The sequence below is a fragment of the Priestia sp. FSL H7-0729 genome, from assembly GCF_038005685.1.
Taxonomy (GTDB): Bacteria; Bacillota; Bacilli; order Paenibacillales; family Paenibacillaceae; genus Paenibacillus.
This window is the reverse complement of sequence record NZ_JBBOTQ010000001.1, coordinates 298691-314394: the sequence shown is the minus strand read 5'-3', so window position 1 is coordinate 314394 and position 15704 is coordinate 298691. Positions and strand designations below refer to the sequence as shown.

At 45.5% G+C, this 15704-nt stretch carries 12 protein-coding genes; 4 read left to right on the top strand and 8 right to left on the bottom strand.

The window, feature by feature from the left end:
* Positions 1-164: 164 nt before the first annotated feature.
* From MHH93_RS01410 to MHH93_RS01390, 5 genes are all read right to left on the bottom strand, one after another.
* Positions 165-2909, bottom strand: a complete 2745-nt coding sequence (locus MHH93_RS01410; protein WP_500052369.1) for a CHASE3 domain-containing protein — start codon at positions 2907-2909, stop codon at positions 165-167.
* Between the two features lie 178 nt (positions 2910-3087).
* The gene (fumC, locus tag MHH93_RS01405; protein ID WP_500052367.1) at positions 3088-4476 is read right to left on the bottom strand and encodes a class II fumarate hydratase; all 1389 of its coding nucleotides are present in this window, start codon (positions 4474-4476) and stop codon (positions 3088-3090) included.
* A 132-nt stretch (positions 4477-4608) separates the two neighbouring features.
* Positions 4609-5619, bottom strand: coding sequence for an aldose 1-epimerase (locus MHH93_RS01400; protein WP_500052365.1), 1011 nt, complete (start codon positions 5617-5619; stop codon positions 4609-4611).
* Between the two features lie 168 nt (positions 5620-5787).
* Complete coding sequence (locus tag MHH93_RS01395; RefSeq protein WP_500052363.1) at positions 5788-6597, bottom strand: MBL fold metallo-hydrolase; 810 nt, start codon at positions 6595-6597, stop codon at positions 5788-5790.
* A gap of 180 nt (positions 6598-6777) precedes the next feature.
* Complete coding sequence (locus tag MHH93_RS01390) at positions 6778-7050, bottom strand: hypothetical protein (RefSeq protein ID WP_047843332.1); 273 nt, start codon at positions 7048-7050, stop codon at positions 6778-6780.
* Between the two features lie 210 nt (positions 7051-7260).
* On the opposite strand from MHH93_RS01390, the gene MHH93_RS01385 reads away from it, so the two are divergent.
* From MHH93_RS01385 to MHH93_RS01370, 4 genes are all read left to right on the top strand, one after another.
* Positions 7261-8493 (top strand): aminopeptidase, encoded by a 1233-nt coding sequence (locus MHH93_RS01385; RefSeq protein ID WP_440389480.1) that lies wholly within the window; start codon positions 7261-7263, stop codon positions 8491-8493.
* A gap of 84 nt (positions 8494-8577) precedes the next feature.
* On the top strand, positions 8578-9810 hold the full coding sequence (locus tag MHH93_RS01380) for an aminopeptidase (RefSeq protein WP_500052360.1): 1233 nt from the start codon (positions 8578-8580) through the stop codon (positions 9808-9810).
* Positions 9811-10058: 248 nt separating this feature from the next.
* Positions 10059-10649: an RNA polymerase sigma factor gene (locus MHH93_RS01375; protein ID WP_500052358.1), complete on the top strand. Its 591-nt coding sequence runs from the start codon at positions 10059-10061 to the stop codon at positions 10647-10649.
* On the top strand, positions 10627-11580 hold the full coding sequence (locus tag MHH93_RS01370; protein WP_500052356.1) for a hypothetical protein: 954 nt from the start codon (positions 10627-10629) through the stop codon (positions 11578-11580). The genes MHH93_RS01375 and MHH93_RS01370 overlap by 23 nt, the downstream gene beginning before the upstream one ends.
* Positions 11581-11582: 2 nt before the next feature.
* Here the strand turns inward: MHH93_RS01370 and MHH93_RS01365 are convergent, their stop codons facing one another.
* From MHH93_RS01365 to MHH93_RS01355, 3 genes are all read right to left on the bottom strand, one after another.
* Complete coding sequence (locus MHH93_RS01365) at positions 11583-12095, bottom strand: hypothetical protein (RefSeq protein WP_500052354.1); 513 nt, start codon at positions 12093-12095, stop codon at positions 11583-11585.
* 283 nt (positions 12096-12378) lie between these two features.
* Positions 12379-13695 (bottom strand): hemolysin family protein, encoded by a 1317-nt coding sequence (locus MHH93_RS01360; RefSeq protein WP_500052352.1) that lies wholly within the window; start codon positions 13693-13695, stop codon positions 12379-12381.
* Positions 13696-14067: 372 nt separating this feature from the next.
* Positions 14068-15654 (bottom strand): sigma-70 family RNA polymerase sigma factor, encoded by a 1587-nt coding sequence (locus MHH93_RS01355; protein WP_500052350.1) that lies wholly within the window; start codon positions 15652-15654, stop codon positions 14068-14070.
* Positions 15655-15704 lie beyond the last annotated feature (50 nt).

Sequence of the window (15704 nt, the reverse complement as noted above, 5' to 3'; positions counted from 1 at the left end):
TTATTTCTGGATTACATTCCTAATTAAATCTATATTCATCCATTTAATCTCGTTTGTTGTTAAGTATTATAACATCATTTTTCTTAATAAAGCTTACATGGCAAAAAAATAAAACCTATGACCTAATTACAGCGCACTTCCCTGTAATCGGCATAGGTTTTAGATCAGATCTCCAATGTTTCGTGATTCATCCATAATTTCATACGAGATAATACATCTTTGATATTCAGCGGTTTGCTGAGATAGTCGGAAGCGCCTGCTGCGATACATTTCTCCCGATCCTCTTTCATGGCTTTGGCTGTCAGTGCAATGATCGGAAGCTGAGTCATGCCAAGCCGTTCACGGATCTGGCGAGTCGTCTCATAACCATCCAGTTCCGGCATCATAATATCCATCATGATAATATCAGGCTTGACGCCTCCACGCTCCAACAATTCCAGACATTCGTACCCATTTTGAGCTGAAATGACATTCATGCCGTATTGTTCAAGAGCGTTAGCTAGCGCATATACATTTCGAATATCATCATCAACGACAAGCACTTGACGACCACTGAGCAACGCTTCTTCCAGAGGTGTCAATAAAACATCAGATTGTTCAGAAGTCATTGAAGGAAGCTTATGAATCTCAGGTGTAGTGGTAGCCACCTCATTGAGGAACAACCGTGATGCATTCATCGTCTCAGGTTCATCTCTTCGCAGTGGTAGGAAGAGCGTGAATACACTGCCATGGCCTTCACGGCTTGTTGCCGAGATTGAGCCCCCCAGCAATGTCGCAAGTGATTGAGAGATGGATAGGCCCAGCCCTGTGCCACCATATTTTCGTGCTGTAGCTCCATCCGCCTGTTTGAAGGCATCAAAGATCTGCAGAAGTTTGTTATCTGCAATGCCAATTCCCGTATCACTGACGGAGAACGCAATCACGTCGGTCTCTTGCCCTTTCGCTTCAGGGTTAGCCAGACTCATTCGGGAGATCGTCAAGGCAACTTCCCCCTCACTAGTGAACTTGAATGCGTTCGAGAGCAGATTTCGGAGAATCTGGTGCAATCTCATCTCATCGGTCACAATGGTTTCCGGCAAAGGACTTTGGAGCTGAATCCGGAAATCTATTTTTTTCTGCTCCGCTGTTTTCAGGAAATACTGATTCATGACTTCAGGCAGACTGCCCAGATAGACATCATCAAAATCCACTTCCATCTGCCCAGCCTCCACTTTGGACAGATCCAGAATATCATTGATTAGATTCAGCAGGTCCTTGCCTGACTTGTGAATGACAGAAGCATAGTTCTGCTCTTCACTGTTCAAGTGTTGATTTTTATTTTCAGACAATATTTCGGACAAAATCAACATGCTGTTAAGCGGAGTCCTCAGTTCGTGAGACATGTTGGCCAAGAATTCGGATTTGTACCCCGAACTAGTTCGAAGCTGATCGGCTACGACCGAGAGTTCATTGGCGGATGTCTCAGCAGCGCTCTTCTGTATTTCCAAGCGTTCATTAAGCATATGAAGTTCTTCGGTCTGCATTTGCAGCTCCTCTGTCTGAGACAGCATCTCTTCAGTCTGTACCTGAAGTTTCTCCGATTGTGCCTGTAATTCTTCATTCAGAACTTGTGACTCATCATATAATTGCTGTAATTCCATGCGAGTGACCGTTGAGTGTAGTGAAACACCGAAAATCTCTGTTAGTTCTTGCATCAGCTTCATGTCATGCTCTTGCAACGGTTTCATTGAAGCAAGCTCAATTACCGCTATTGTTCTACCTTCGAACAGGACCGGTACCACGGTAAGTGATGTGGCGGATGCATGTCCAAGACCCGATGAGATTCGGATATAGTTTTGAGGCAGATCATTCATGCGCAAGACTCGCTTCTCGACAGCACTTTGCCCAACAAGTCCCTCACCTGGGGCAAGTGACACTTTACCGAGCGAACGTTCTTTCTCTCCATCCGCAGCGTATGCAGCCACGCGTAGCAGTCGATTGTCTTTCCAATGATATAAGACGCTATAAGGCACTTCAAATAACATGGCAAGCTCGTTCAAGAACAGGCGGGACAATCCCTCCAGATTGGTCGGATTCTGCAAAAGTGTAGCAATCCCCGCGATCTGATCCTTGACCCGATTCTGTTCTTGTACTTCATCCAGCAATTTGTTCGTTTCGTGGCCCAGGTCCCCCACTTCATCATGTGTCCGCACCTGGATTCGTTGCTTCAGGTTTCCACCTTTGGAGATATCACTGATCGTCTGCATAACATCTCGTAACGTTTTGACGATATTGCCTGATATCACCAGAGCTGCTGCAATCGATAATGCCGCAATAACGCCCCACAGCGTATACATAATCGTCAGCAGTGTGGAACTGCGTTTGGCAAGTTCCGTAACCCTCGCCTCGGTCAGAGCGATCTCTGTGTTACGGAAGGTGGTAAGTTGGGAGCGAATTAGATCAATTTCAGTTTTACCCGGATCAGATTGAAAGAATGCAACAACTTTTGCTTGATCCCCTTGCTTTTTCAACTCCACTAACGGCTCTCCAGCAATCTCAATCCAGCGCGTAATATGGGCTTTGATGCTTTGCAAACTTTGCTGCTGTGAAGGATTGTCGCTAATGAGAGCGTTCAACTGATCATAGTTGGAACTCCACTGGGACAGACCTTGGGAATAAGGCTCCAGGTAGCTCTCATTGCCTGTAATCATGAATCCACGCTGTCCTGTCTCCATATTCAAGACATTTTTTTCAATTGCATTGGTCAGATTATGTACTTCCAGATCATGATGAGAGATAAAATCATTTTCCTTCTGTAACACATTAATCTGGGCCGTAAGCACTAGCAGAACAGCTCCAAATAAAAGCACAACCACAAGATAGCCCAATAAAATTTTGGAGCGTATCGTAAATCTTCTCGTTTTTGACAACGCAGAAACCTCCAAATATATACGAATCCTATTCAATTAAATGAATACTGGTGCATATGTAGTTTATATGTATACGTATAGTCTGACAAGCTTTAAGTTCATCGGAATCCATAAGAAAAACGACCTACTTATGCAGGTCGTTCTCTTCATTGATCTACACTGCTCATTTTGACTGATTTTAGGCCTTTGGAGCGATCATTTTGGCTGGATCAACATATTGATCAAATTGCTCTTCCGTAAGCAGCCCTGTTTGTAACGTCGCCTCTTTTAAAGACAAGCCTTCTTTATGTGCAAGCTTCGCAATTTTAGCTGCATTCTCATAACCAATATGCGGATTGAGCGCCGTAACCAGCATAAGTGAATTGTTCAGATTATGTTGAATCTGATCCAGGTTAGGCTCAATGCCTACGGCACACTTGTTATTAAACGCAATAATGGAGTCCGCCAGAAGTTGCACGGATTGCAAGAAGTTATAGATAATAACCGGTTTGAATACATTCAGTTCAAAATTACCCTGACTTGCCGCGAAACCAATCGCTGCATCATTACCCATGACCTGCGTAACCACCATCGTAATGGCCTCGCTCTGAGTTGGGTTGACTTTACCCGGCATAATGGAGCTGCCTGGTTCATTCTCCGGAATACGGATCTCGCCCAATCCACTGCGAGGGCCACTGGCCAACCAGCGGACGTCATTGGCGATTTTCATCAAATCAGCTGCAAGCGCTTTAACAGCACCGTGCGCATATACGACTTCGTCATGACTTGTAAGTGCATGGAATTTGTTTGGTGCAGATACAAAATCTTTCCCCGTATGTTTGCCAATCTCCTTGGCAGTGAAGTCCCCAAAGTCCGGATGAGCATTGATGCCCGTTCCAACAGCTGTACCGCCGATCGCAAGCTCCTTCAGGTACTGTACACTTTCACGGATCATACGCTCACTCTTGCCTAGCATGGCTTCCCAACCGCTGATCTCCTGGCCAAGCGTAATTGGTGTTGCATCCTGAAGGTGGGTACGTCCAATCTTGATAATATCCTTGAATGCCTCCGACTTGTCAGCAAAAGTGGCTTTTAATACCGAAATTGCCGGCAAGAGTTGATCCTCAACAGCCAGAACACCTGCGACATGCAATGCCGTTGGGAAAGTATCGTTGGAGCTCTGGGACATATTCACGTCATCATTTGGATGCAGACGCTCTTCCTTTCCCTTTTGCTCCAGCAGTTGGTTCCCCAGATTGGCAATCACTTCGTTTACGTTCATATTGGATTGCGTTCCGCTACCAGTCTGCCACACGACCAGTGGGAAATGGTCATCAATACGACCTGCAATAATCTCGTCTGCTGCATAAGCGATGGCATCGGACTTAGCGGCAGATAATTTACCTAATTTATGGTTGCTGGCCGCAGCACTTTTTTTCAAAATGGCTAGCGCACGGATAACTTCCATCGGCATATGTTCACTGCCAATGGGGAAATTCTCCTTGCTGCGCTGCGTCTGAGCTCCCCACAGCCTGTCGGCTGGTACTTTCATTTCGCCTAACGTATCTCTCTCAATGCGGTATTCCACTTGCTTGTCCTCCTCCAAAAAGATGGTTTGGGTCTCTACAAAGCTTGTGTATCTCGTCATATTATACATGATTTACGAGCAGGTTTTCACCTTTTCGACAAAATTGTAAGCGTAGCGCAAAACGAACGTGAATTATTTTTGTGCCGCAATTGGATACAATCGGCTGCTCTGTTCGAATAGTTCACCTGGTTCCAGACCGACCAATCCGATTTCTTCTGCCGGGATGCCTTCAACATTAGGAGCGTTAACCAGGTTCATCTGTGGTTCAGGACAGAAGAATTCGCCACCCATGTTATTATTCCAGATCATCCAGTGCTTGTAGGAAGTACCTACATCATATACCAGTTTGTCTCCAGTACGGTGGTCCGTGAGCTCCATATAGTTACGACCATTTTGCGGTTCTGCAGTGTAATGATTATCCATGGCAGCAAAGAACGGACTAACTCCGTCTTTCTTCAATTGTTCTTCCTCAGGTGTAAGCGGTTGAAATTGTCCTGTTGGCAGAGAACGCTCATTCAATTCACGTCGTTGCCCAATCGTAACTTTGGCCGTGTAATCCGAGGATTGACTATCCGGTGCAAAAGGAACAGCAATTGCTGTGTGGAATGCAAACAGATTAGGCATGTATTCTTGCCCGTTATTACGAACAATCAATTGTTGCTGAAGCCCTTGGCTGCTCAAAGAGTAACGAAGCGTCACGGTGAACGTAAACGGCAGGTACTGATAGAATGCATGTCCTTCTTTCACATCTTGGCTAAGCAACACATAGCTCTCCAACTGATCAGAACCATATCCTTCGACCTTCCACTCCGCATCATGCAAAAATCCATGCAAATGGTTGCCTGTAGCCGGTTCGTTCACAGGCAATTGATAGACTTTACCATTCCAGGGGAAACGTCCATCCTCATAACGGTTCGGTGGAGAAAGAATCGGAATTCCATAGACCGCTGGTGCAGCCATAAACTCATCCATCTGATCCTGATTCGGTTCTCTCAAATAACGGAAACCCTTTTCAGTGTCACGGAAAGCAACGAGGTTGGCACCCACGCTTGGAATAACTGCCGCTTCAAACTGATTAAAACGAAGCCAAATGGCCGGTATCCCTCCAAATTGTTCTTCAAATGCTGCATTTTGTTGTGTCATCGATATATGTACCTCCTGCATACTAAGGTTATATTATACGGCTCGACTATATCATGCCCGAGCACAAAATACCAATCTATGATAGAGAACAAATTCATGATAGAAAAACAAAAAAGACAGCTGCAATCCGCTGCGGCTGTCTCTGCTTGCCTTCTTCTGTTGGTTCAATTAATCCACATATTTGCCGTGATCCGGCACAGTGCTCTCTTCAAAATCCATATCAAGCCGCTTCAGGGATTCTGCCAGCATATTTCCGCTCAAGGCATGCCCATGCCCGGTAATCGCAAGTTTTGGCTCCAAATGCCTTATATGCTGGACGGATTGATGAGCTGCCTGCCAATCAGTCGTGAAATAGGAAGGCGGGCCATGCAACTGTTTGTCCTGAAGCAACACACTCCACAGCGATTCCTGTTTCACTGTGATGATCGCGTCTCCTGCAATTAATAAACGGTCTGCTTCCCGGAACAGCGACACATGCCCAGGAGTATGACCTGGCGTGTGCACCCACTCCCACCCTGGTACGCCTGGAACGGAATGATCATTGGGTAAACTGAATATCCGATCATCCAGATTGATCGCCTCATTAGGATAAGCGAATGACAACCTGGACATCAAACCTCCACCTACAGAAGGGTCCGCTGGTGGGTAATCTTTCAATCCTGTTAAATACGGAATTTCAAGCGGATGAGCATACACCGGTACACCCCAAAATTGTTCCAGCTCAATAACGGTCCCCACATGGTCGAAGTGACCATGCGTCAATATGATCGCAGACGGCGGACCCTGAAATCGTTCTGTTGCAACCTGAACAATATGATCTGTGAACCTCGCCATTCCGGTGTCCACGAGGACCCAGTTCCTGCTTCCTGGCTCTCCGATGAACACGACATTAACAAATAGTGTACGCAGACTGAGAATATCGGGCGCGACTTCTTCAAGTCCCGTCAACCCTTCTGTAATCAGATTGTCAGATGCCATTCACGGTTACCTCCCATTTGGCGGATTGTCTCTCTGGTTCCATTCTTCTCGTAGACTTCCCTTTTCTGGATCATCTATTCAACATTTCCAATAAAATAGACGGTATACACCCTGTTTCGGGCATACACCGTCTAGTATAGTCATCGACACAACACAATAGAACAAGAACATCTCGGCTAGTTAAGCCGGAAATGCCTCCAAAGCAGCATCGAGCAATTGATTGTACAGATCGTCATCATTCTCCAGTAACTCGTCCATACGCAGTAACTCTTCTTCATCACCCGATTGCTCCGTGAAATGCAAACTGTAGTCCCAATCCTTTCCGTTCTTGCTCATGAAGGTAATCTCATATACTGACTTTTCGCCTTCTGTGCGATAAACGGTATTTCCTACATATCCTTTTTCACCTTCACGGCGCATTTCAGCACTTATAATTTCAATATTCACAATCATTCTCTCCTTTAATCTTTCATCTACAGGCGGTCTCCAACATTTCTGGGAAACCTAGTTTGGTAATTATTATTGGTTAATTGTACAATATATAACGTAGCAACGTATACCTTATTCAATGAAGGAACCATTCTGAGTCCTTACATAGTTGTAATGAGGACTATAATAGCCAACAAGCTACGATATTATTATCACATTGGAGGAAAAAATAGCATGAATACTTTTGAAACGAATCTGCAGCAGTATGCTGAACTGGCTGTACAAGTCGGTGTCAATATCCACCCCGGACAGACACTTGTGGTTAACGCGCCAATCTCTGCAGCACATTTTGTACGACTGATTGTCAAAGCAGCGTACGGTAAAGGCGCCAAATTGGTCAAAGTTAACTGGAGCGATGAGACCGTTACACGTCTTCATTACGATCTTGCACCAGATGAAGCCTTCTCCATTGAACCGAAATGGTTTGCAGCTGAGATGACTGAACTCGTCGAAGAAGGTGCCGCTATTCTGCACGTCATCGCTGAAAATCCGGATCTGCTTAATGGTGTAGCTCAGGAACGCATCATTACTAGCCAAAAAGTGCGCGGCAAAGCGCTCGAAAAATACCGTTCGTATCAGATGGCTGACAAATTCAGCTGGTCTATCGTGGCCGTCCCTTCTCCGGAATGGGCAGCTAAGGTGTTCCCGGATCTGCCAGAAGCACAACAAGTGGATCGCCTGTGGGACGTCATTTTCAAAACCGTACGGATCGGTGAGCAGGATGCTGTTGCCGAATGGAAAACCCATTTGCAAAACCTTGATTCCCGCGCTGATCTGCTGAACAACAAAAAATACAAGAAGCTTCACTATACAGCTCCAGGCACAGACTTGACCATTGAACTTCCGGAAGGCCATATCTGGGTATCCGGTGGAAGTGTGAATGAGCAAGGACATGTCTTTATTGCCAATATGCCTACGGAAGAAGTATTCACGGCTCCGCTGAAAACGGGTGTTAACGGCACAGTGCGTAGCACGAAACCACTGAGCTACGGCGGCAACCTGATTGACGGATTCTCCCTTACATTTGAGAACGGTCGAATCGTAGATTACACCGCTGAGCAGGGACTGGATGCACTCAAAAACCTGATTGAGATGGATGAAGGTGCACACTATCTGGGTGAAGTAGCCCTCGTTCCACACCAGTCACCAATTTCGGATACAAATATTTTGTTCTACAATACGTTGTTTGATGAGAATGCCTCCAACCATTTGGCGATTGGTAATGCCTATGCCTTCTGTCTGGAAGGTGGTAAAACGATGTCCAAAGAAGAGCTGATTGAACGTGGTATGAACTCCAGTCTCACTCATGTAGACTTCATGATCGGATCTGGAGAAATGAACATTCACGGCGTAACCTCCGAAGGCACGGAAGAGCCGATCTTCCTGCAAGGAAACTGGGCATTTTAATCCCGTTTGATGTGGAGAGAGGAGATTACTCCTCTCTTTTCCTGTGTCAACAGGTCAAAAATTCAACAACTGGAGGGAACGCATATGTTAAGTTTTGAACAAAAACTGGATCGTTACGCAGAACTGGCTGTAAGAGTAGGCGCAAACGTGCAGCCAGGACAAGTATTTGTCATTAGTGCAATGATTGATACCGCTGAATTTGTACGCTTGTTGGTGCGTAAGGGATACGAAGCTGGCGCCAAGCAGGTTATTGTAAAATACGGAGATGAAACCGTCAATCGCTTGCGGTTTGAGATGGCCCCTGAGGAGTCCTTCCAAGAGCCACCGAAGTGGCATGCAGCGGAGCTTGAAGAACTGGCAGCCAATAATGCAGCTTTTTTGACCGTATTGTCATCCAGCCCAGACCTGATGAAAGGTATTGACCCGGAGCGGATTTCCACCCATCAGCGTACATTTGGCCTAGCGATGGCCAAGTACCGTCAGTATCAACAGGCGGATAAAATGAGCTGGACGGGCGTGGCTTGTCCATCCCCCGATTGGGCAGCCAAAGTATTCCCGGATCTCCCTGCAACGGAGCAGGTTAACCAGCTATGGGAAGCCATTTTTGCAGCGGTGAGAGCCGATCTGGAGGACCCTGTTGCAGCCTGGGAACAGCATATTGGAAGACTGGAAACCAAGGCAGTTGCCCTGAATAACAAAAAGTATCAAGCACTGCACTTCCTCTCCCCGGGGACGGATCTGACCGTTGAACTTCCTGAGGGACATATCTGGGCACAAGCTGGCAGCGTGAATGAGCAAGGTACGCCTTTTGTAGCGAATATCCCTACAGAGGAAGTATACACAGCTCCAGCCAAGCATGGTGTTAACGGTACAGTATCCAGCACCAAACCGCTCAGTTATGGTGGAAGCATCATTGATCGTTTCTCACTCACCTTCGAGAATGGGCGCATTATTGATTTTCATGCGGAGGAAGGTCACAATATGCTCGAGAGACTCATCTCTATGGATGAAGGTTCGCATTACCTTGGCGAAGTAGCTCTAGTTCCCTTCCATTCCCCAATTTCAGAAAGCGGTATCTTGTATTACACCACATTGTATGATGAGAACGCCTCCTGTCACCTTGCAATCGGCAGTTCTTATGCCTCTAATATCCAAGGTGGCAAGACAATGTCTCCCGAAGAACTTGCTGCTCGCGGCATGAATTCCAGCATTACTCATGTGGACTTCATGATGGGCTCGCCCGAGACGGATATCTACGGTATTACGGCAAACGGTGAACGTGAAGCCATCTTCCTTAAGGGAGACTGGGCATTCTAACGGGATAACGGTTAAGTTCTTCCCCGGAATATATTTTCACTGAACAGTCATCAAGGCTTTCTTGCAACCATGTGCTTATGGTTGCAAGAAAGCCTTTTTATTAATTTTCAGCAATTTGTCCGGAGGCAGCACATGCTCTCTTCATCTGGTTTTTTTCGGACCAACCTCCCATTGTATCGTTTCCATATTATGTTGTAAAATGTAATGATACCAATGTTTGTGGATTGTTCACCAGAAAGGAGAACATCATGGCCAATCGGCTCCAGTTACTACTCGCCTCAGATTTCCATAATTTAGGATCTACACTTCAAGAAGAAGTGTATTATGAATATTATAATATGGTACATGGTCTTATCGTTTATATCATCAAGGAGCGTGCAGCAGCAGAAGATATTATTCAGGAAGCTTTTATCAAAATCATTAAAAACAAACCCATCTTTGAAGACGAGGTCAAACTAAAAGCCTGGCTCAAGGTCGTCACGCGGAACACCGCTATCAATTATCTGAGAAAAAATAAAAATAACCGTAACCAATTGGATACAGATAGTGTTTTTATAGATATAGAGACGATGAATCAGACAGCAGCTTCCGTGGAAAGCATGGTAGAGACGCAGATGATGGAAGAGTCTATTGAATATTATCTCGGACAGCTCAAACCGGAATATCGTGTACTGGTGGAGTTACGGTGGAAAAAAGGTCTCTCCTACAGAGAGATGGCCGAACTGCTGGATACCTCCGAAGACATTGTGAAGCAACGTTTGTTCAGAGCCCGCGGCAGTATCAAGAAGAAATTACATAAGGAATGGGGTGGAAGCATTGAGCAAAGGCAAGTCCGATAAGCATGTGGAGCGATTCGATTCAGAGATGGAAGACGACTATTTCGACGCTGCGTTTGATCTGGCTTTTGATGAAGCTTTCCATCAGGCCGTCTCTGCCCCTTCCGCCTCCCATACCGAATCCATGCAGCAATCCTGGCAGAAGGTACAACGGGAAATTAACAGAATCGGTTTACGTAAAAAAAGAATACGTACGTTAAGGCTATCTGTTGTAGTCGCTGCATCCGTGACCATCGGGGCGGTTATTTTCAGCCTGCCGTCCGGTACACAAGCCGTATCCCCATTTGTGCAATCCATCAAGGATTGGGGCAATGGCATGAAATCCATTATCATTGAGGATCGTACGACCCATCTGGGGGCTGATCCGTCAACAGCCAAAACGCCTCCACCACCGGAAACGGGATTGGAAGATATGCTTAAAGCACAAGAAGAAGAGGCTCTTCATACACCTTCGTATGAGTTATCGAGCCACATGCTTCGTCCAGTACTTGTTACGGAAGAGATTGCACGCGAAGGGTTCATGGGTGACTTTCTGTTATCCAAGGCCATTCCGGAGCGATTCAACAAGGTCAAGTTCGAACTCGTACTCGATACTGAAAACCCTGTGAATCCTGACGATTATTATGAGTCCACACAAATGCGAGTTCAATATACCAGTGAAGGCAAAAGCATAGAGGAGGAGATTATCCAGTTTGATTATGTCTATGTTATGCCTGGGGAGAAAATTGAAGGGGCCATGCTTCGTGACATGAGCACCGTGAAGCTGGCTGACGGCACAGAAGCACTAATGTATATCGGCCCACCCTATAACTCCTTTCAGTGGATGATGGGTTCCAACAATATGAGTCTGTTTGGCACCCTTTCGGAAGAAGAAATGACTGCTATTGCCAACGATTTTCAAGAGCAGAAGTTTCCCGGCAGCACCCGTCGCTAAGTTTAAAATAACACGTTGCCAGAGACATGTTTGCTTGTATCCGTAGTACTTCCATCATACGCTGTATGAATACTGGTAACGCGATAATAATATCCTGGCATAACGGTCCAATCCGATGAGGCATTCAATAGATTTGTATTCGTTGCATTGTTGGAACTGGCTTTGAAAGTTACCCATGCTGTTCCTGTCCAGCGCTCAAGTCGATAATCTACGGAAAGTGTCTTCATTGCTGTATATGTTGTGGTTTTGGTATTGACAATAGCCGACAGGCCTCCTCCTGGGATAATTGCACCGACCGCCTGATAGATATGTCCAAGTTCGCGAGTGTTAGCAAGCGAATGGATGGATGGTTCTGGCGGCGGTGGAGCTGTAAGAGCACCAGAGGACACGGTGATCGTCGGGCTTGCAACGGCTGGCTCAGACGTAGATATAGCCAGGAGCGTTGGCACCATTAACAAGGCAACAAGGCTTATTTTTAGTTTAGATGCTGCACTTTCCGTTTTCATTTTCCGCATATTATTCCATCCTCCGCTTCATACTTGATTTTGTGTAAGGGTATAAACGGACGGATCGGGTGACAGGTTTCAAAAAAATTTAGACGCTCCGATGTTGCTGTCGGAAGCGTCTTTTGTATTTTATATACATTTCTAACATTGTGAAACTTAAATTATTCCATCCCGTATGTATTGGATAATGCCAATATTAATAACTGCACTACAGAATCATGAGCATGCAAAAAAAGCTGTACGATGACCATTATGTCACCATACAGCTTCATTTGTTTCAATTTTGATCTGGCTACGCGCCTTCTTCTTCAACCAACAGTTCCAGCTTAATCACATTTACTCGGGAAATCCGTTTATGCTCTGTCTCTTGAATGACAAATACATAACCTCCATACTCAACCGATTGACCGACCTCAGGTGGAATGGCATCTACTCTGGAGTATAGCCAGCCTCCGATGGTATCGTAATCGACACGATCCATCTCCAGTCCGAATCGTTCACTGACTTCTTCAATCAGCATCAATCCATCAATGGAGTATTCCATCTCATCCACTTGCTCAATGGCAGGACGCTCCTGGTCGAATTCATCCTGAATCTCACCTACGATCTCTTCCATGATATCTTCAAGTGTGACAAGCCCGGAGGTTCCCCCGTATTCATCAATCAGAATCGCAATCTGTGTCTTGCTGCGCTGCATTCGCTTGAGCAGATCACTGATCAGGGTAGTATCTGGCACAGCCAGGATAGGCCGGATCACGGAGATGGTATCCGTAAGTTGGGATCGCATCAGATCCTTAATGTGAATAAAGCCGATAATATGATCCTTGTCTCCGTTATATACCGGATACCTTGTTCGCATACTCTCACTGGCAATCTCCAGATTTTCCAGCATGGACTGATTGGCATTCAGACAGATCATTTCCGTCCGCGGAATCATTATTTCACGGGCAGTTGTATCCGTAAAATCAAATATATTATCAACAAGTGCTAATTCAGTGTTATCAATTAAACCGCTCTTATTGCTTTCTTTCATGAGAATACGTAATTCATCTTCACTATGCGCGTCGTCCATCTCGGAAGCAGGTGCCATTCGGAACAGTCTCAACAAGCCGTTAGCCATACCGTTCAGTGCCCATATGAATGGATACATTAATTTGTAGAAGAACGTTAGCAAGGCCGCTGACCACAGTGTGATCGTTTCAGACTTTCGAATCGCCATCGTCTTGGGAGCAAGTTCCCCCAATACAATATGCAAGATTGTAATAATTACAAATGCAATGGCAATAGAGATTCCATGAACATAGACCGGTCCTAGTCCAAATGCGGTAAACAGAGGCTCTAACAGGTGTGCAATTGCAGGTTCACCCAACCATCCAAGTCCCAGTGAAGCCAGCGTTATACCTAATTGACAAGCTGACAGATATGCATCCATATTACGTATGATATTGGAAGCGTATTTTGCATTTTTGTTGCCTGTTTCCACCAAAGCCTCAATCCGACTTCCACGAACTTTCACCATCGCGAATTCCGCCGACACAAAGAAACCATTCATTAATACAAGTAAACCGATTAATAATAAATTTAAAATACTCGGTAAGGGGTCACTCAAATTTTCATCCTATTCGCCGTCATTCTTCGGCAAATAGGTCCACCTCCTTCGAAAATGTAGGATATTAGCCATTCTGCCGCTCATATGCAATTTCAACTTCCCAATGCTTCCACCTCCACCTTGTTCTGTCGAATAATAAAGATATGCTTCTTTTATTATATAATTCTACACTACACAGTCAATCCGTGTCCTATGACAACGAAATGGCACAAACGCCTTTTTTCTTTAACAAAAGTAATGATTACGCTGTTTCTTTAACATTTTATAAACCATCATCTAACCAGTTCAAAAAGAGTATCCTAGCTCATGCTTCCGCGTGGCTAGATACTCTCTTTTCGCAATACTGTTATTTTCTCAAATTCTATCCGCTAATTACAATGTCGACTCAATCTCTACTACAGTCTCAGAAGCAGGATTCCAGCGCCATCTGGCTTGTTTTCCACTTGCATTATGCAATCCACCGATCCAGAATTCGTCTTGCTCAAGCAGTGCCCAATCGGCTTCTCCATTCAATACCTGAATTCCGAGTTCCGTTAACGACAGGACTCCGTCCCGGAATGTTTCATCATGCTGCATGAAATTAGGGAATGTTGTTGCACCGGTCATCTGAAGTAGAGCATGCGTTCCTTCTGTCATTCGCCTCAGATGTGCCCAGTATTCAAGATCACCCATCCCAAGAATATGCAGCTTGTCCCCAACCTCGCGAAATAATGGATATGGACGATCTACACCCGCTCTTATGGTCTCCAGTGTTGTCTGCTCAATGATCCCTAGACCGTTCAATACAGATGGCAAACGAGACAAGTGTGCCTTAAAGGCAGCTTTTGTAAAGGGTAGCGCAGAAGTGTCCGTCTGCAAGTAATCCAGATGATGCCGGATATCCGTTGACGTATAGGCTTCCCAGAACTGTGCACCGGCTTGTAGCTCGTCCGTGTTAATCACATGCCAGCTACCGGACAGCCGCTCAATCTGTGTGGAGGTAAGCTGTCCCAGTCCTCTAAAGTGCTCAATTTCTGGATACGAGTCAATACAGAGCAGATTTAGTATCGTATTCTGGAGCGCTTGTCCTTTGAAATAATGTAACAGGTAAGATAACATCGTCTGATCATAGAGGTCGTATTCAAACCATAGGACAATCTCCTTATATTGTTGAAACGAATGCAACTTGCGTTCAAGCTCCTCAATCTGCAAGTATTCCGTCTGTGGAATGCCCAACTGCCGTTCTAATACGGATGCCCGATTCTTCCGCTCCTTTGCATCATCCATATGTTGAACTACCGGTCCGAACGTGTACAATTCTCTCCATACGAGGATATCTCCCTCGATTCCACTCTCTCTTAAACGATTGGCAGCGTGATCCCCATTCATAATGTGTAACAACCCTTTTCCTCCTTCATACAAGTCACTGAACACAGAAACCAGATCCCTTACTGGCATAGAGCGCTTAAGTTTGGATCGGGCATCGAACAGTCTTTTCTTTAATGCAGGTACCTTGACCCCGAGGAAATCCGATATTTCCTTGAGTGAGTATCCTTCCAAATAAAACAGTTCAACAGCTATCCGCATCGATGATGGCAGTATTGCAATAGATTCACGCAGCGTACGATGCATCTCGTTTTGCACCGCCTGTTTTTCCGGATTATGTGCCTGATCCTCCTCTTCATGGAAAACATGCTCCAACTCCTGAACGGGAATCATGGTATGCTGCTTGCGTCGTAACCAGCGATAACACTGTCTCTCCACGATCACCTTGAACCACCCCGGAAAGGCCTCCGAGTCCTCCAGCTTGGACAGATTGCCAAAGGCCTCAGTAAATGCCTCCTGTACGACATCTTCAGCCCAAAATGTGTCTCCTAAACGATTGTAGGCAACAGCAAGAGCCATCCCGCGATATTGAGACATCAGTTGTGCGTAAGCTTCGGGTTCCCCCTTCATCGCTCCTTCAATCCAAGACTTCAATGCTATGGACTCCCTTCATATAGGCATGTTGCTTGTTCTGTTCATATATA

Bases quoted from the DNA above. Each gene is read 5' to 3' on its own strand.
- MHH93_RS01400 (WP_500052365.1), bottom strand. From the start codon at position 5,619: ATGACACAACAAAATGCAGCATTTGAAGAACAATTTGGAGGGATACCG.
- MHH93_RS01395 (WP_500052363.1), bottom strand. From the start codon at position 6,597: ATGGCATCTGACAATCTGATTACAGAAGGGTTGACGGGACTTGAAGAA.
- MHH93_RS01390 (WP_047843332.1), bottom strand. From the start codon at position 7,050: ATGATTGTGAATATTGAAATTATAAGTGCTGAAATGCGCCGTGAAGGT.
- MHH93_RS01385 (WP_440389480.1), top strand. From the start codon at position 7,261: ATGAATACTTTTGAAACGAATCTGCAGCAGTATGCTGAACTGGCTGTA.
- MHH93_RS01380 (WP_500052360.1), top strand. From the start codon at position 8,578: ATGTTAAGTTTTGAACAAAAACTGGATCGTTACGCAGAACTGGCTGTA.
- MHH93_RS01375 (WP_500052358.1), top strand. From the start codon at position 10,059: ATGGCCAATCGGCTCCAGTTACTACTCGCCTCAGATTTCCATAATTTA.
- MHH93_RS01365 (WP_500052354.1), bottom strand. From the start codon at position 12,095: ATGCGGAAAATGAAAACGGAAAGTGCAGCATCTAAACTAAAAATAAGC.